Origin of the sequence: Streptomyces sp. NBC_01408 (assembly GCF_026340255.1) — a bacterium.
Lineage (GTDB): Bacteria > Actinomycetota > Actinomycetes > Streptomycetales > Streptomycetaceae > Streptomyces.
On sequence record NZ_JAPEPJ010000001.1, the window covers coordinates 1,295,001 to 1,312,702 of the forward strand.

Consider the following 17,702-nt stretch of genomic DNA (forward strand, 5'->3'; position numbering starts at 1 on the left):
CTGCGGCTCGTCGAGAAGCGCCGCCGGTCCCGGGTGATCGCGCTGGTCGGGCTGATCTGGACCGTGGCCTGGGTCGTCGCCGGGTTCTCGGGGCTGGGGCACGGCAGCGCGGTGATGGCCGCCGCCGCGTTCGTCACCACGTACGCGCTCTTCGGCATCGGCGAGGCCATGCTGTCGCCGACGCTGGCGCCGCTGGTGGCCGATCTGGCGCCCGAGGGCTCGGTGGGTCAGTACAACTCGGCCTTCGCGCTGGTCAAGCAGATGGCGCTGGCGCTGGGACCGCTCGGCGTTCCGCTGGGGGCGGGCGTTCCGATGCTCTACATCGGGGTCTTCGTCGTGGTCTCGCTCGGGATCGCCTGGCTGGCACTGCGGCTCGGCAAGCAGCTGACCCCGGCGCAGGACAACCCCTCGCTGTCGAGGGTCGTGGCGCAGGGCAGCCCGGCCGTGGCGGCCAAGGCGTCGGTCGCGGAGCCCGTCCACGCGTAACGGGCGTACGGATGGCTCGTATCGGTATGCGCGGAAGGCCCCGGTCCTGGTGGATCGGGGCCTTCCGCGTGTCCGGCTACTTGTCCGGGTTACTTGTTCGGCAGGGCGAACTCGCACCAGACGGCCTTGCCGCCGCCCGGGGTGCGGCGGGAGCCCCAGGAGGAGGCGATGGTCGCGACGATCGAGATGCCCCGGCCGGTCTCGTCGGCCGGTTCGGCGCGGCGGCGGCGGGGGAGGTGGTCGTCCCCGTCGGTGACTTCGATGATCAGGCGTCGGTCGGTGCGGCGCAGTCGCAGGCGCATGGGCGGGGTGCCGTGCTGGAGGGAGTTCGCGACGAGCTCGCTCGCCGCCAGGACCCCGAGGTCGCACAGTTCGACGGGAAAGCGCCAGGAGGCGAGGACGCCCTGGGCGAAGGCGCGGGCGCGCGGGGCCGCCTCGATGCCGCCGAGGAGCTCCAGGGCGGCGTTGTGGAACAGCTCGGCGTCCTGGCCGGTGCGGGCCGGCTGCTGGAGGACCATCACGGCGACGTCGTCGTCGTGGTCGGCGTCGACTCCGAGGGCGCGCATCAGGCGGTCGCAGATGACCGCGGGGGTGCCCTGCGCGCCGGAGAGGGCGCGCTCCAGGGCGGCGACGCCCTCGTCGATGTCCTCGCCGCGGCGTTCGACCAGGCCGTCGGTGTAGAGGACGGCGGTGGAGCCGGGGCCCAGTGCGATGGTGCCGGAGGTGTGCAGCCAGCCGCCGGTGCCGAGCGGCGGGCCGGTGGGGTCGGCGGCGCGGCGTACGGTGCCGTCCTCGTCCCGGACGAGGATCGGGAGGTGGCCGGCGGAGGCGTACACGAGCAGGCCCTCGTTGGGGTCGTGCACCGCGTACACGCAGGTGGCGATCTGGCTGGCGTCGATCTCGGCGGCGAGGCCGTCGAGGAGCTGGAGCACCTCGTGCGGGGGCAGGTCGAGGCGGGCGTACGCGCGGACGGCGGTGCGCAGCTGGCCCATGACGGCGGCGGCGCGGACTCCGCGGCCCATGACGTCGCCGATGACGAGGGCGGTGCGGCCGGCGCCGAGGGTGATGACGTCGTACCAGTCGCCTCCGACGGCGGCCTCGGTGCCTCCGGGCTGGTAGGTGGCGGCGACGCGGAGGTCGTCGGGCTGTTCGAGCTCCTGCGGGAGGAGGGAGCGCTGGAGGGTGACGGCGGCCTCGCGCTGGCGGCGTTCGCTGGCGCGGAGCCGTTCGACCGCTTCGGCGTGGTCGGTGACGTCGGCGAGGTGGACCAGGACGCCGGTGTGGTGCGGTTCGGGGTCGCTCGCGGTGTCGGTCTTGGGGAACTCGACGGGGGTGCAGGTGACGGTGTACGAGCTGGTGCCGCCGGGGGCGGTGCGGTTCTTGGCGGTACGGGGCTTGCCGCTGCGCTGGACCTGGTCGAGGAGCGGCAGGAGGCCGAGCTCGCCGAGTTCGGGGAGGGATTCGTGGGCGGGGGCGCCGGTGGTGCGGGTGCCGAAGCCGGCGGTGTAGGCGTCGTTCACGTAGGCGACGCGGTGCTCGGGGCCGTGGACGAGGGCGACGAGGGCCGGGAGCCGGCCGAGGACCTCCCGTACGGAGAGCTCGTCGAGGGAGGGCACGGCGGCGAGGACGTCCGGCCGCGCGGCCTGGGCGCTTCCGGTTCCGGTCGTGGGTCCGGTCGTGCTGCCCGTGCCGGTGCCGGTCCCGGAGACCGTGGGGTCGGCGGGGCCCGCGTCGGCGGCCCGCTCGGTTCCGGGGTCGGCGCGGCCGCCGCGGGCGGCCGGGACGGAGCCTTCGCCCCGCTTGGCCTGGGCTGCGGCGTGTTCGGTCCGGGCGGCGGCGCGGCGCTGCGTTCCGGGAAACCGGGCGCTCCAGCGCGTGAAGTTCACTGCGTTCAAGCCTCGTGGTGTCGCAAGTGGTCGCTGTGTCGCTCGTGGTCGGTCACTGGACGGAGTCACTCTGTGCAGGTGTGAGCCCACCTATGGTCACACGTCCAGTGTGGCCGACCGCACTGACAACGTCAGCCCTGGCTGTCCTGCGGGGGGTTGGGGGCGGGGTGGGGTGGTGGGGCCTTGGGGCCGCCACCCGCGGCCAGTTCGAATTCTGCCCTGGGATGTTCGAGGGAGCCCAGAGAAACGATCTCGCGCTTGAAGAGGCCGGAGAGGGTCCATTCGGCGAGGACGCGCATCTTGCGGTTGTAAGTGGGGACGCGGCTGAGGTGGTACGCGCGGTGCATGAACCAGGCGGGGTATCCCTTGATCTTGCGGCCGTAGATGTGCGCGACGCCCTTGTGCAGGCCGAGGGAGGCGACGGAGCCGACGTACTTGTGGGCGTACTCCGTGAGGACCTCGCCGCGGAGGGAGGCGAGCAGGTTGTCGGCGAGGACCTTGGCCTGGCGGACGGCGTGCTGGGCGTTGGGGGCGCATTCGCGGCGCGGGCCCGTGGCGTCCGCGGGGGCGGTGATGTCGGGGACGGCTGCCGCGTCGCCGGCCGCGAAGGCGTGCTCGACGCCCTCGACGGTGAGGAAGGCGGTGCAGGTGAGGCGGCCGCGTTCGTTCGTGGGCAGGTCGGAGTCGGCCAGCACCGGGTGCGGTTTCACGCCGGCCGTCCACACGACGGTGCGGGTGGGGAAGCGGGCGCCGTCGCTGAGGACGGCCACTCTGTTCTCGCAGGAGTCAAGGCGGGTCTCCAGGCGGACGTCGATGTTGCGGCGGCGCAGTTCGCGGACCGTGTACACGCCCATCTCGGGGCCGACCTCGGGAAGGATCCGGTCGCTGGCCTCGACCAGCACCCACTTCATGTCCTCGGGCTTGATGTTGTGGTAGTACCGCGCCGCGTAGCGGGCCATGTCCTCGAGTTCCGCGAGGGCTTCGACGCCCGCGTAGCCGCCGCCGACGAAGACGAAGGTGAGGGCGGCGTCGCGGAGGGCGGGGTCGCGGGTGGAGGAGGCGATGTCCATCTGTTCGATGACGTGGTTGCGCAGGCCGATGGCCTCTTCCACGGTCTTGAATCCGATGGCGTAGTCGGCGAGTCCCGGGATGGGGAGCGTGCGGGAGATGGAGCCGGGAGCGAGGACGAGCTCGTCGTAGGCGATCTCGAGCGGACCGGCGCCCTCGTCCTCGGTGGCGAGGGTGGTGACGGTCACGGTCCGTTTGGCGTGGTCGATGCGTTGGGCCTGGCCGATGACGATGCGGCAGGCGCTGAGGACGCGGCGCAACGGGACCACGACGTGGCGGGGGGAGATAGAGCCGGCGGCTGCCTCGGGCAGGAAGGGCTGGTAGGTCATGTAGGGCTCGGGAGTGACCACCGTGACCTCGGCTTCGCCCGCTCTGAGCTTCCGCTGGAGCCGGAGGGCCGTGTACATGCCGACGTAGCCGCCGCCGACGATGAGGATGCGCGTCCGGGGCGGGGTGCCGGGGGCCGTGCCCCGGGAGTTAGCAGCCTTCACCACCCCATGACGCAACGTGGCTGGGAGTTTGTCCACAGGCCCGACAAATTGTGTGACCGGAGAGAGTGCCGGGACGGGGTTGTCCCGGGCCTTGAGACGGACTCGAAATCCGCAGGTCAGACGGTGCGGAGGGAGTGATTCCGAGGGCATTGGACGGAAAAGTGGGGGTGAATGCTCCGATCGGGCGGTGGTCCGTCCGGGGCTGCCTCTTCTGAATTGACTCTGGCTCAACTATGTTCGTATCTCGTCGAGGAGTAGGACCAGGGCCCTCATGACCGTGGCCCCCCTCGACACGAAGGCGGGGAGTGTCTCCGGGGGGAGACAAATGATTACCGGGGGAAACATATGAACATTTCCGATTTCCATGGTTCTGCGACCGCACTCTCGGTCGAGAGCAACGGTCGTGTCGTCGCAGGCGGCAGCACGACGCACGGCGTGGGCCGCTCCACGCCGCTGCGCGTCGATGCCCAGCGCAATCTCGAACACGTCCTGCGAGCGGCACGCGAGGTCTTCGGCGAGCTGGGCTACGGGGCTCCGATGGAGGACGTGGCACGGCGGGCGCGGGTCGGTGTCGGCACGGTGTACCGCCGCTTCCCGAGCAAGGACGTCCTGGTCCGGCGGATAGCCGAGGAAGAGACCGCACGGCTGACCGAGCAGGCCAGGACCGCGCTCGGCCAGGAGGAGGAGCCGTGGCAGGCGCTCTCGCGCTTCCTGCGCACCTCCGTGGCCTCGGGTGCCGGGCGGCTGCTGCCGCCGCAGGTGCTGCGGGTCGGCTCGGCGAGCGAGGACGGCGTCGAGGAGGCCGAGGCGGCGCGGGTTCCGCACCAGCGCCAGGCCGTGGTGGCCGGGGCGGCTCCCGAGCTGCGGGTCGTGGGTACGCGGGCTCCGGTCGAGGACGAGCCCGCGGACGACTCCGGTGCGGGTGCGCTGCTCGAGGTCGTCGGCCGGCTGGTGGACCGCGCCCGGGAGGCGGGTGAACTGCGCGCCGACGTCACGGTGGCCGATGTGCTGCTCGTGATAGCGACGGCCGCGCCCGCACTGCCGGACCCCGCGCACCAGGCGGCGGCTTCGACCCGGCTGCTCGACATCCTGCTCGAAGGGCTGCGCTCCAGGACCGCGTGAGGTGCTGGGCTCGTGCGGGTGTGAGCTCGTGAGGTGCTGCTCGTGAGGTGCTCATCTCGTGGGAGGTGCTGCTGAGTTCGTGTCCGCGGGAGCTGCCGCTGGGCTCGTGGGTGCCTGACTGTGTGGGTGCCTGGGTGAGTGCCTGGCCGTGTGGGTGCCTGGCCGTGTGGGTGCCTGATCTCTGGGCTGTCCGGCCTCTCGAGGGGGCTGCTCCTCGAAAGGCTCGGCTCTCTGCCGGGTGGCTCGCTCTGCGGCGTGTTGGCTCTCTGACGGGTGAGGGACGGAGCGGTGTTGTCGCCGCGCCGCCTCATCCTGCCCGGAGGAGTGGATGCGGTGCAGACGGCCTCGGCGTGCGTCCGCCGTGTGACACGCTTGATCGGTGTACCGGTTGAGTGTGTCGTGCGGGGGCTGCCTCGATGGGCGTTGACGGGCGGGACGAGCCATTCGGTGGCGTCGGCGGCGAGGTCGAGGCGGGCAGCCTGCCCGCCCGTCAGGTCCCGGCGCAGCGCGAACCGCGTGGACGGCACGCCCGCCCCGCAAGGGCCGCCGACGCCACAGCCGGTGCCGGTGCCGGGTTCCTCGCGGGGCTCGGGGGCGAGTCGGCGCCTTCCGATGCGGACTTGATCGCCCGGATGCGTGGCGGTGACGACGGTGCGTACGAGGAGCTGTTCCGTCGCCATGCCGATGCCGTACGGCGCTATGCGCGGACCTGCTGCCGGGACGGGCACACCGCCGACGATCTGACCGCCGAGGTGTTCGCGCGGACGTTGCAGGCGGTACGGGGCGGGGCAGGGCCGGACCAGTCGGTGCGGGCCTACCTGCTGACCACGGTGCGGAGGGTCGCGGCGGCCTGGGCGAAGACAGCCAGGCGGGAGCATCTCGTCGAGGACTTCGCGGTGTTCGCGGAGCGGGCGGCCACGGGCGCGGAGAGCGGCGCGGGGATCTCCGGGCTGTCGGGGGACGACACGCTCGAACTGGGCGCGGACGTCCGGGCGATGCGGCACGCCGAGCAGTCTCTGGCCATGCAGGCCTTCCGGAGCCTGCCCGAGCGGTGGCAGGCCGTGCTGTGGCACACCACCGTCGAGGAGGCCTCGCCCAGCGCCATCGCGCCGCTGTTCGGGCTGAGCGCCAACGCGACCGCGGTGCTGGCCAGCCGGGCGCGGGAGGGGCTCAAGCAGGCGTACCTGCAGGCCCATGTGAGCTCCGCCCTGAGCGAGGGCGGGGACTGCGCGCGGTATGCGGACCGGCTCGGCGCGTATGCGCGGGGCGGGCTGCGGATGCGGGCGGAGCGGGGGCTGCGCAAGCACCTGGAGGAGTGCGCGAAGTGCCGGGTGGCCGCCGGGGAGCTCAAGGACGTCAACGCGGGGATTCCCGCGCTGCTTCCGGTCGCGGTCATCGGATGGTTCGCCGCCGGGTACGCGGCCAAGGCCGCCGGAGTGGTGGCCGGGGGTGCTGTCGCCGCGGGTGGAGCAGGCGCGGCCGCGGCTGCCGCCGGCGGGTCGACCGCGGGGGCAGGCGCCGGTGCGGGTGCGGCTGGTGGGGCTGCGGGCGGGGCGGGTGGGGCGGGTGGGGCTGCGGGAACGGGGGCTGCCGGCGGCGCCGCCGGTGGGGCTGCGGGCGGTGCGGGTGCGGCCGGTGGGGCTGGTGGGGCCGGGTCGGGGGTCGGCGGAGCCGTGGTCTCCGAGGGGCTCGGGCTGCCGGCCAAGGCCGCCATTGCCGCCGGGATCGCCGTCGCCGCGGCCGCCGGGGTGGTGTTCGCGCTGGCCGGGGACGATCCCGAGCCACAGGCCCAGGCGAAGCCCGCGCCGAGTGCTGCGGCGCCGGCCGTGCCGGAGGGTCCCGCCCCGTCCGTGCCCGAGCCGAGCCCGCCCGGGGAGGAGCCGCCGCCCGCGCGGGGCTCCGTACCGCCGCCGAGGACGTCCCCGTCACCCTCGAAGCCGGCGGCCCTCGCTCCCCCGCCCTCCTCGTCCCCGTCCCCCTCGTCCCCCTCGTCCCCGTCGCTGTCCCGCTCGCCGTCTCCGTCGCCGAGCCTGGAGAAGCCCTCGCCCACGCCCTCCCCGGCCAGGCCCTCGCCGAAGCCGAGTCCGCCCCAGCCCCCGCAGGGCTTCGAGCTGGCCCGGCTCGGGCACTCGGCCTACGGGGACCACAGCGGTCCTGAGGTGCAGACCTGGCGCAGCAGCTGGGTGTGGCAGCGCTGGGGGCTGGAGATCGGCGACCGGCGGTTCGCGCAGGGCATCACCGTGAACTCCCGTTCCTCGGTGGAGATCACCCTGAACCGGCAGTGCACCGCCTTCTCGGCGCGGGCCGGGGTGGACGGCCTGTCGCTGTTCACCGACGGCACGGTGCGGTTCTCCGTATACGCCGACGGGCAGCGGATGTGGCAGTCCGGGGCCCTGGGGCACCGGGATCCGGCCGTGGCCGTGCAGGTCCCGCTGGCCGGGCGCACGAGCCTGCGGCTGGTGGTGGAACGGGCCGGGCAGGGCAGTCTGCCGACCCTGGCGAGCTGGGCCGACGCGGTGATCAGCTGCCGTTGAGCGCAGCGGCCAGACCCGCCGGGCTGAGCGCGGCCCCGGCCGCCTCCTCGCGGGTGCGGCGGTCCGCGCCGAGCGCGGCACGGGCCCGGTCCGGGAGACCCGCGACGGCGGCGGCCTCGGGGACCGAGCGGGGATGGCCCGCGCGCCAGGCGGTGGCCGCCGCGAGGGCCCGTACGGCCTCGGCGGGGCGGTCGGCGTCGGCGAGGAGCAGGGCGGCGGTCTCGGTCAGCCCGGCCAGGACGCGTTCCGCGCAGTGCGCGGTGACGGCGGTGGCGAGGGCGGGCCCGAGTACGGCGAGCCCGGCCGCGGGCCCGTGCTCGCGGCCGGTGACGGCAGCTTCCAGCTGGGCCAGGGCGGCGTCGAACTGCGGGGGAACGGTCATCTGCGCGCCCTGCTCCCGGGCCGTGTCGCACTCGGCGCGGGCCCGCTCGGTCTCGCCCCGGCGGAGGGCGATCTGCCCTGACAGCAGCCGGTTGAAGGCGCACACGTCGGCGACGCCGTGCCGCTCGGCCTCGGCGTCCGCCTCCGCGAGCAGCAGTTCGGCGCCTTCGAAGTCCCCGGTGCAGTAGACCGCCTCCGCGATCCGGGCGACGGCGAACGGCGCCTCGATGTGGGCGCCGACTTCGCGGGCCAGGCGCAGGCATTCCTCGTACTCGGCGCGGGCCCAGTCGTACCTGCCCCGGGACAGCGCCACCTCGCCGGCCGCGCTCGCGACCTGGGCGCGGGTCCAGCGGTCGCCGGAGCGGCGGGCGATCTCGTGCAGCTCGGCGAGGTCCGCGTCGACGGTGGGGAGGCCGCCGGTGATGTCGATGGCGACGTGGGTGCGGAGCATGAGCGTGACGCCGAGTTCCCAGTCGCCCGCGTGGCGGCGGCAGTTCTCGACGGCCCGGTCGAGGTCGGCGTGCACCGAGCGGGCGTCGCCGGAGAGGTAGCCGGTCATGGGCCACAGCATTCCGGGGAAGCGGGTGCTCTCCGGGGAGCCGCGGCGGAAGGCCGTCAGGATGCGGGCGGTGCGGGCGCGGGCCTCGGGGGTGCGGAAGTCCTCGGCGGGCTGGACCGCGGCGGTCAGGAAGAGGTGCAGGACCTGGAGTCGCATGTGGCGCCAGTACTCCGCTGAGCCCTCGGGCGCGTCGTCGCGGGTAAGGGCGAGGACCCGGGTGGCCCATCCGGCTCCCTCGGTGCGGTAGTTGCGCAGGCACCAGAACCAGCCGAGGGCGAAGGCGAGGCGCTGGGCGGTCTCGGTGGCGGCCGGCCGGGGCGTTTCCGCGGAGGCGGCTTCGGCGGCTACGGCGGTATCGGCTACGGCGGCTTCGGCCGTGGCGGCGTCGAGGGTGCGCAGGAGGGCCGCGCGGAGGTTGTCCAGCTCGGTCTCGGTGCGCCGGATCCAGGGGAGCTGGGCCGCGGAGCGCATGAGGGGTTCGGCTTCCTCGGCGAAGGCCAGGAAGTGGGCGGTGTGGCGGCGGGCGGTGGCCGCCCGGTCCACGGGGTCGGCGGCGGCGCGCTCGGCGGCGTACTCGTGGATGGTTTCGAGCATGCGGTAGCGCATGCCGTCACCTGGTTCCGTGGCCGGCTCGGCCAGGACGAGGGATTTGTCGACGAGAGAGCCGAGGATGTCGGCGACGTCGTACGAGGGGTCGGCGCAGACCGCTTCGGCGGCGGCGAGGTCGCAGCCGCCGGCGAAGACGGACAGCCGGCGCAGCACGGTGCGTTCGGCCGCGTCGAGGAGGTCCCAGGACCAGTCGACGACGGCCCGAAGGGTCTGCTGACGGGGCAGGACCGTACGGGCGCCGCTGGTCAGCAGACGGAAGCGGTCGTCGAGCCGGTCGGCGATCTGGCGCGGGGTGAGCAGCCGCAGCCGCGCGGCCGCCAGCTCGATGGCGAGCGGCAGCCCGTCGAGGCGGGCGCAGATCTCGGTGACGGCGGCGGGGGCCTCGGCGGGGGTGAAGCCGCGGCGGGCCGAGGCACCGCGGTCGGCGAAGAGCTGCCGGGCGGGGTCGGGCGGCAGCGGTTCGAGGGGGCGGACGGTCTCCCCCGGTACGCCGAGGGGTTCGCGGCTGGTGGCGAGGATCTGGACGCCCGGGCAGTGCGTGAGGAGCCGTTCGGCGAGCTGGGCGGCGGCACCGATGACGTGCTCGCAGTTGTCCAGGAGGAGGAGCAGGCGGCGGTGCGCGCAGTGCTCCACGAGGCGGGTGGTGGGGTCGTCGGCGGTGGTCTTCTCGCGGGCCACCAGGGAGTTCTCGCGCAGGCCGAGGGCGCTGAGGACGGCGCCGGGGACTGCGTCGGGTTGGTCGAGGCGGGCGAGTTCGACGATCCAGCCGGATGCGGGGTGGGCGGCGGCCGCGTGTTCGGCGAGGCGGGTCTTTCCGGAACCGCCGGGTCCGGTGAGGGTGATGAGGCGGTGGTGGGCCAGGTCGCTGTGGAGGTTGGCCAGTTCGGGCTCGCGGCCGACGAAGGAGGTGAGGCGGGGGCGGAGGTTGCCGCCGGACTGCGGGTGTTGGGGATGTTCAGGGTGGTGGGGGTGCTCCGGGCGTTGGCGGTGTTGCGGGTGCTCCGGGTGGGGCTCCGGCTCCGGCTTCGGCTCCGGCTCCGGCTTCGGCTCGGGCTCGGGCTCGGGCCGGAGGAGTTCCGCGTGCAGGGCGGCGAGTTCGGGGCCGGGGTCGGCGCCGAGGCCTTCGGCGAGGGTGCGGCGGGTGCGTTCGTACGCGGCGAGCGCCTCGGCGGGGCGGTCGGCGGCGCGCAGGGCGCGCAGCTGCTGGGCGCGCAGCGGTTCGTCGTACGGGTACTCGTGGATCAGCGCCTCGATCTCCGGCAGGAGGGCCGCCGGGGCGGAGCCGTGGCGCAGGTCGGCCTCGATCCGGTCGCGGAGGGCGGCGGTGCGGTGGGCCTCGGGGGCGACGGCGTACGCCGTGCGCGCGGGCTCGGGCAGGTCGGTGAGGGCCGGGCCACGCCAGAGGGCGAGGGCGCAGCGGAGGGTTCCGGCGGCGGTGGCGGGATCGGTGGCCAGCTCGCGGGCGCCTTGGCGGGCGAGCCGGGTGAAACGGTGCAGGTCGACTTCGTCGCGGCCGGCGGCGAGGCGGTAACCCCCGGCGGGGTCGGCCCGGACGGAGTCCCGGCCGCCGAGGGCGCGCCGGAGCCGGGCGACGAGGGCCTGGAGGGCGGCGGGGGCGTCCTGGGGCGGTTCGTCGCCCCAGACCTCGTCGACCAGGTCGGTGACGGAGGCGGCGGGTCCGCCGGCACGGAGAGCGAGCGCGGCCAGCAGCGCGCGCAGGCGGGCGCCGCCGATGGGAAGGGGGGCGCCCGTCTCGTCGCGCGCCTCGGTGACGCCAAGGATCAGATACCGCACCGCCCCATACTGCCTGGGCCCCTGCGGGGAGCAGGAACGGATTTCCCCGCACCCACACCCGGCCGCCCCACCCCGGCCCCGGCGGGGCGGCTGCGCCGGGCCGGGCGTAGGACGAGCGTGCTCCCCCTCCCCCGGCAGGTCTCGCGGGAGGCCGACCCGGCGAGGGAACCGGCGGCACCGGGCGCGCCGTGCCCGGCAAGGCACCCAGGGCATAGGTCCTGTCCGGACACCGCCTAGGTGATCGAGGTGTCGCCCTGGGATTCCAGGAGGGTGCGCAGGGCGGTGCCGACCGTGGCGCACGTGGCGCTGTCGAGCGGGGCGAGGAGTTCCGCGTAGTGCCGGAGGTGGTCGGTCATCAGTGCCTCGGTGAGCGCGAGGCTCTGCTCGGTCAGCCGGATCCGGACCGAACGGCGGTCCTTGCCGTCCCGGACGCGCTCGACCAGGCCCTTGGCCTCCATGCGGTCGATGCGGTTGGTGATCGCGCCCGAGGTCACCATGGCCGCGGGGATGAGGGCGCCGGCGGTCATCGCGTACGGGGGGCCCGACCGGCGGAGGGTGAACAGGATGTCCAGTTCGCCCATCTCCAGGTCCCGTTCGGCGGCGAAGCCCTTGATCTGCTTCTCGATGATCCGGTTCATCCGCTGGATGCGGGCCAGTACCTCGACGGGCCACAGGGCCCCGGCCAGGTCGGGGCGTTCCTTCGCCCATTGGCCGACGATCACGTCCACTGCATCGCCCATCGTGGCGTCCTCTTCTTCTTCCGTCGTTCTCGGCTGCCGCCCCGCGTCCCGCGCGCTCCCCTCCAAGGTATCTCAACGTTGAGACACTTGACGTTGAGATGACCGTCTGCTTTTATCTCAACGTTGAGATTCTCAATCTTGAGACGCATTGGAGCGGGCACCATGACCAGGGCCACCAGCGCCACCACTGCCCCCACCGGGTTCCCGCCGCGCAGCCCGGCGCCCGCCGCCCCCGCGCGCGGACCCGTCCCCGTGTTCTGGCTGGCCCTGCTGGCCACCCCCATTGCCGCCGGGGCCAACGCCCCCGTGCTGATCCTTCCCGACATGGCCCGCGCCCTCGGGGCGGACACCTCGGCCGCGGCCTGGCTCGTCGCCGCCTTCGCCTGGGCCATGGCCGTCGGCGGTCCCCTGATGGCCGGGCTGCTGCGCCGCCGGGGCGTGGGGGTGGTGCTCCGGCTGAGCAGTGTCCTCGTACTCGGCGGCACGCTCCTCGTCGCGGCGTCCCCCTGGCTGCCGCTGACCCTGGCCGGGCGGGCGGCCCAGGCGGCGGGCGGCGCCGGGCTGGTGGCGACCGCGATGAGCCTGGCCGGCTCCGCCCGCCGCATGGGCGTCATCAGCGCGGGCTTCGGCATCCTCGGCGCGGCCGGTCCCCTGCTCGGCGATCACCTCGCGCAGGCCGTGTCGTGGCGGCTCTCGCTCTCCGTCTCCGTGATCGCGCTGCTGGCCGTGCCGGCGGTCGCCCGCCACGCCGGGGCCGCGACGGCCCCGGCGCCCGCACAGGAGGGGTTCGACGCCCGCGGCGCCGGGCTGCTGACGGCACTGGTCACCGCGCTGGTCCTGCTCCCCCACGCCCCCGCGGTCGCGCTCGGCTCCGCCGCCGTCGCCGCGGCCCTGCTCGCGCTGCACGTACGGCGCCGCCCCGAGGGCTTCGTACCGGCGGCGCTGCTGCGCACGCCCCGCTTCCTCGCCTCGGCGCTGCTGGGCCTGGCCCTGTCGGCGTCCTACTTCACCCTTCTCTTCGCGGTGCCGCGGCTGCTCGCCGACCGGTCGGGCTGGGACACCGGCACGGCCGGGTCGGGGCAGCTCACGGCGCTCCTCGCCGGATCGGCTCTGTCCTGGCTGCTGGCGGCGGCGTCCTCCCGGATGGGGCGGGCGGCCGTACGTACGGTGCTGGCCGGGGTCGGCACGCTCGCCGCGGTGACCGCGGCGGTCGCCGACCAGGGCCCGCTGCTGCTGGCCGCCACGGCGGGGGCCGTGTTCGCCGCCACCGGGGCCAACGCCGTCCTGTCGACGCACGCCGCGTCGAGCGCCCCGGACTCCCAGCGGCCCACGGCGATCGGCCTGTTCGTCCTCTGCTACCAGCTGGGCGGCGCCTTCGGCCCGGCCGTCGCCGCGGCCCTGGTGCTCGGCGCCTGATCAGGACAGCGCGGGCCGGTGCACGGGAACCCCCGTCGGGACGGCGCGGCGGCGGGCGCTCGTGGTGCCCGTCCAGCAGGTACCGCGACGGGCGAGGAGACGGCCCAGCCACAGTTCCATCGAGACGAGCTCCGCGAGCCCGTCGAGCGGGACCGGGCGGCCGTCCGCCGCGTCGAGCAGGGCCTGCTGCACGACCCGGGCGTCGATCAGGCCCGCGTCCGCGAGCAGCGGGGAGGCGAAGAGGGACAGCAGCTCGGTCAGGGCGGCCCGCAGCCCCAGCCGGGTCGCGGTCTCGTTCGGGGTGTTGGCGGTGGCGCCCCAGCCCGGGGGGAGTTCCCGTACCCCGGCCGAGGACAGGACGCTGCGCAGGATCGCCGCCCGGGCTCCGGGCTGGACGCGCAGGGATTCGGGGAGGGCGCGGGCGGCCCGTACGACCTGGTTGTCGAGGAACGGGGCGTGCAGGCGCTGGCTGCGGACCTCCACGGCCTGCTCGAAGACCCGGTGGTCGGCGGCGTGGCGGGCGAGGACCGAGCGGGCGCGGGCCTCGCCCGGCCGCAGGGACAGCGGAGGCCGGCCGGCCGCGGCCGCGAGGCGGATCGATACTTCCGCCAGGGCCTCGCCCGTCAGCCAGCCCGCCGCCGGGCCCGGCCGGGACCAGGTCAGGGCGGCCAGGGAAGCGTCCACCGGACCGGAGGCGCGCTCGGTGACCCCGCCCTCGCGGAGCCTGGCCGCGGCGGCTTCCATACCCGCGCGGTACGTCGTACGGGCAAGTCTGCGGGCTGCCGAGTACACGGTGAGCGGCACCAGCAGGGACTCCCCGGAAGCTCCGGAGGCCGAGGCCGAACGGGCCAACGCCGCCACCGGGCGCAGCAGATGGCGGCGGCGGCGGTCCATCAGGAGGTCGGCCATGCGGGCCGGGTGCGCGTCGAGGACCTGGCGGGCGCCGTGGCCGGTGAAGTGGTCGGCGGATCCGGCGGCCAGCCGGCGCCGCTCGCGGGCGGCGAAGACCAGGGAGGGGCCGGGTTCGTCGGTGAGGGGGCCGTCGAGTTCGGCGTACGGGAGGGCTTCCTCGGCGGCGGCCACGACGACGTGGTGCAGGCGCGGGTCGGCGGCGATGGCCCGGGCCCGTTCCAGTTCGGCCTCGCGGCCCTCGGGGGTGGCGAGGTCGTTGAAGGTGACCGCCAGCAGCCGGGCGCCGGCGGGGCTCAGCAGGGTGCCCGGGGCGCCGGGCAGGCCGGCCGCGAGCAGGGCCAGGGTCGCGGAGGCGCTGCCGCCGGAGAGGTCGGCGCCCACCCCGGGGGCCGGGGCGCCGCGGGCCGCGCGCCGGTCGGCGGGGCCCATTCCGGGCACGGGGCCGGGATCGTACGGCGGCGGCGCGTCGGGGGCATGGCGGGGCGCCGTGAGCCGGGCGCGCACGGCATCCACCAAAGCTTCCCGTACGCCCTCCACGGCGCGCTCGGGGTCCGCCGCGGGCGCGGCCACCGCGAGCGAGGCCACCGGCTCGTACCCGGTGATCTCCCGGGAGCCCTCGCGCAGGATGAGCGCGTGCCCGGGCGGGATCCGGCGGACCCCGGCGTACGGTGTGCCGTCGCCCAGTGCCTCGGGACTGTCGGGGCAGGCCAGCAGGGCGGCGAGATGGCCGATGTCGAGCTGCGCCTCGATGAGGTCGGCGAGCGGGAGGGCGGCGGTGGCGTACGCGGTGCCGCTCGCCCAGGGGGTGTAGAAGACGGGCCGGGCGCCCGCGAGGTCGCCGACGACGGTGATCCGGCGGCCGGCCTGGACGACGGCGGTGTAGCTGCCGGACCACTGGGTGAGGTGGCGCAGGGCCCCGCCGCGGGCGGCGTAGAGGGCGCGGCGCAGTTCGGCGTCGGTGGCGCCGCAGCAGCCGAGGACGGCGAGCCGGGTGAACGGGTCGGACGGGTCGGCGGTGAGGGTGCGGATCTCGTCGGGGCGCCAGTCCCCGACGGCCCAGAGGGGGTCGGGATCTCCCCAAAGCAGCTGGGCGCCGACGGGGTGGACGGTGCGTTCGGCGTCCGCGCCGGGGTCGTCGGGATGGGCGGCGTCGGCGATGCCGCCGCGCAGGCCGCCGGTGTCCCCGTAACCGCCGGGGCCGCCGTATCCGCCGGGACCGGCGGATGGGCCCTGGCCAGGGCCTTGGCCGGAGACTCGGCCCGCCGTGCCGAAGCTCGCGGCGATACTGCTCCAACCCACCAACCAGCGCACCGCCGCCTCCCCAGCCTGTGGGCACATGACCGGGGCACGGGCAGCACGGTCAGCGCTGAGGGCGCGGCCGGCGGGACCCCGGGTGGCTCGGGACCATGCTGCCACGGGACAGGCGTACGAGAGGTGTTAAAGGGGGCGCGCATGCCAACGAACACACTGCGGCCACACAGTATTTGGCGTTCCGTTCCCACCGCCCCATAGGTCGCTTTCAGCCATTCTTCGGCCGTGCTGAGCGGTGATGCGTGCCGCCGGCCGGCCGTGGGCGGGCGCGGTCCGGGAGGCGGAATCCACCCCCCGGACCGTTCCGCCACCCGCGGGGATTGAGGCAGCGGCATCCCCCGGCCCACCCGATCCACGCAGCGGGCCGACCCACGCACCGCACATCGAATCGCCGGGCCCCGCGGCCGACCAGAGCGCACGGGCGGGCGCACGGCCACACGGGCGGAGCACGCGATGACACGTGCGCCCCGGAGGCGGGCCCCGGGCGGACTGTGCAAACGGACAACAATCCCGCCATACGGAAGTCGGGGCCTTAACGCTTGGGAGGCGGGGAACTACGCTGGGTTTACGAAATGCCGGGCGCCTATGCCCCGGCGGCGTCTGCGTTCCGCGTGTGACGAGGGGTGGCGCATGTCCAGGGAGCTCCGCGAGCCCAATGAGAAGCTCGGCGCCGTCCTCGCCCTCGCGGGCATCAGCAACGCCGGACTGGCCCGTCGGGTCAACGACCTCGGCGCACAGCGCGGTCTGACGCTTCGCTACGACAAGACCTCGGTGGCCCGGTGGGTGTCGAAGGGGATGGTGCCGCAGGGCGCCGCCCCTCATCTGATCGCCGCCGCCATCGGGGCGAAGCTGGGGCGGCCGGTGCCGCTGCACGAGATCGGGCTGGCGGACGCGGATCCCGCGCCCGAGGTCGGCCTGGCCTTTCCGCGCGACGTGGCCGCGGCGGTGCGCTCGGCCACCGACCTCTACCGGCTCGACCTCGCCGGGCGGCGCGGTGGTGGCGGGATCTGGCAGTCACTCGCGGGCTCCTTCTCCGTTTCGGCCTACGCGACGCCCGCCTCGCGCTGGCTGATATCTCCCGCGGACGGCTCGGTGGCGCGCGAACCGGCGGGCCCGGCGCACGGCACCCCTGGCGGCCAGGGCCAGGGCCAGGGCCAGAATCCGGCTCACGGCACGACGTCTCAGCCCCTCCTCGCTCCGGCCGCGCCCGGGCACGACGTACCGGCGCGCGACGGGACGGCTCGCGACGTACCGGCCCGCGACGCGACGGCTCCGGTCCAGGGCCCTGCGGCCTCCCCGCAGGGCCGTACGGCAGGACCGGCGACAGGATCGGCGGGCGGCCTGACGGCTCCGCCGTCCACCGTTGTGCCCGCGCAGCCCTCAACCGAAACGCTGCGCGACCACGGTCAGCGCGTGGGCCACAGCGATGTGACGAAGCTACGCGAGGCCGCCGAGGACGCCCGCCGCTGGGACTCCAAGTACGGCGGCGGGGACTGGCGTTCCTCGATGGTGCCCGAGTGCCTGCGGGTGGACGCGGCGCCGCTGCTGCTCGGCTGCTACACGGACGAGGTGGGCCGCGCCCTGTTCGGCGCGACCGCCGAACTGACCCGGCTGGCCGGATGGATGGCCTTCGACACGGGCCAGCAGGAAGCGGCCCAGCGCTACTACATCCAGGCGCTGCGCCTGGCCCGCGCGGCCGCGGACGTACCGCTCGGCGGGTACGTACTGGCCTCGATGTCCCTCCAGGCGACCTACCGGGACTTCCCGGACGAGGGCGTGGACCTGGCGCAGGCGGCCGTGGAGCGCAACCGCGGCCTGGCCACCGCCCGCACCATGAGCTTCTTCCGGCTGGTCGAGGCGCGGGCGCACGCGAAGGCGGGCGACTCGGTGGCCGCCGGAGCGGCGCTGCGGGCGGCGGAGGGGTGGCTGGAGCGGGCGCGGGAGGGCGATCCGGATCCGACCTGGCTGGGTTTCTACTCGTACGACCGTTTCGCGGCGGATGCGGCGGAATGCTACCGGGACCTCAAACTCCCCCGGCAGGTGCGGCGCTTCACCGAGCAGGCACTGTCCCGGCCCACCGAGGAGTACGTGCGCTCGCACGGGCTGCGCCTGGTGGTGAGCGCGGTCGCGGAGCTGGAGTCGGGCAATCTCGACGCGGCGTGCGCGGCGGGCACCCGGGCGGTGGAGGTGGCGGGCCGGATCTCCTCGGCGCGGACGAACGAGTACGTACGGGACCTGCTGCACCGGCTGGAACCGTACGGGGACGAGCCGCGCGTCGCGGAGCTGCGCGAGCGGGCCCGGCCGCTGCTGGTGGCGCCCGCGTAGCAGCGGACGGCCCCGCGTGGCCGCTTTGTCGGTGGCGGGGTGCAGTATGCAGGGGTGGGAGGTGTCGG

Annotated in this window: 10 protein-coding genes (1 of these 10 only partly in view); 5 read left to right on the forward strand and 5 right to left on the reverse strand. The window is 75.0% G+C overall.

Annotated features, from left to right (window positions below; translation table 11 throughout):
- A protein-coding gene (locus tag OG447_RS06060; protein ID WP_266935369.1) for an MFS transporter crosses the window boundary here: on the forward strand, nucleotides 1-486 show its final stretch. 807 nt of this gene lie to the left of the window's left edge; 486 of the gene's 1,293 nt are visible here — the last part of the coding sequence; the start codon falls outside the window, past its left edge; it ends in the stop codon at nucleotides 484-486.
- An 89-nt stretch (nucleotides 487-575) separates the two neighbouring features.
- On the opposite strand, the gene OG447_RS06065 is transcribed toward OG447_RS06060, so the two are convergent.
- Nucleotides 576-2,372: an ATP-binding SpoIIE family protein phosphatase gene (locus OG447_RS06065; RefSeq protein ID WP_266938771.1), complete on the reverse strand. Its 1,797-nt coding sequence runs from the start codon at nucleotides 2,370-2,372 to the stop codon at nucleotides 576-578.
- A 131-nt stretch (nucleotides 2,373-2,503) separates the two neighbouring features.
- Entirely contained in the window at nucleotides 2,504-3,934 is a 1,431-nt protein-coding gene (locus OG447_RS06070) for an NAD(P)/FAD-dependent oxidoreductase (protein WP_266935370.1), read from the reverse strand.
- Nucleotides 3,935-4,276: 342 nt separating this feature from the next.
- Here OG447_RS06070 and OG447_RS06075 point away from each other — a divergent pair, with 342 nt between their 5' ends.
- Together OG447_RS06075 and OG447_RS06080 are read left to right on the forward strand one after the other, a co-directional pair.
- Entirely contained in the window at nucleotides 4,277-5,053 is a 777-nt protein-coding gene (locus tag OG447_RS06075; protein WP_266935372.1) for a TetR/AcrR family transcriptional regulator, read from the forward strand.
- A 416-nt stretch (nucleotides 5,054-5,469) separates the two neighbouring features.
- Nucleotides 5,470-7,587, forward strand: coding sequence for a sigma-70 family RNA polymerase sigma factor (locus OG447_RS06080; RefSeq protein WP_266935373.1), 2,118 nt, complete (start codon nucleotides 5,470-5,472; stop codon nucleotides 7,585-7,587).
- Here the strand turns inward: OG447_RS06080 and OG447_RS06085 are convergent.
- Together OG447_RS06085 and OG447_RS06090 are read right to left on the reverse strand one after the other, a co-directional pair.
- On the reverse strand, nucleotides 7,574-10,930 hold the full coding sequence (locus OG447_RS06085) for a BTAD domain-containing putative transcriptional regulator (protein ID WP_266935374.1): 3,357 nt from the start codon (nucleotides 10,928-10,930) through the stop codon (nucleotides 7,574-7,576). The genes OG447_RS06080 and OG447_RS06085 overlap by 14 nt on opposite strands.
- Nucleotides 10,931-11,163: 233 nt before the next feature.
- Nucleotides 11,164-11,670 (reverse strand): MarR family winged helix-turn-helix transcriptional regulator, encoded by a 507-nt coding sequence (locus tag OG447_RS06090; RefSeq protein ID WP_266935375.1) that lies wholly within the window; start codon nucleotides 11,668-11,670, stop codon nucleotides 11,164-11,166.
- Between the two features lie 162 nt (nucleotides 11,671-11,832).
- Here OG447_RS06090 and OG447_RS06095 point away from each other — a divergent pair, with 162 nt between their 5' ends.
- Entirely contained in the window at nucleotides 11,833-13,086 is a 1,254-nt protein-coding gene (locus OG447_RS06095; RefSeq protein ID WP_266935376.1) for an MFS transporter, read from the forward strand.
- On the opposite strand, the gene OG447_RS06100 is transcribed toward OG447_RS06095, so the two are convergent.
- A complete protein-coding gene (locus OG447_RS06100) occupies nucleotides 13,087-15,336 on the reverse strand; it encodes an asparagine synthase-related protein (protein ID WP_266935377.1) in 2,250 nt (749 codons plus the stop codon).
- Between the two features lie 603 nt (nucleotides 15,337-15,939).
- Between OG447_RS06100 and OG447_RS06105 the strand changes: the two genes are divergently transcribed.
- Nucleotides 15,940-17,634, forward strand: coding sequence for a sporulation protein (locus OG447_RS06105; protein WP_266935378.1), 1,695 nt, complete (start codon nucleotides 15,940-15,942; stop codon nucleotides 17,632-17,634).
- The last annotated feature ends 68 nt before the right edge of the window (nucleotides 17,635-17,702 follow it).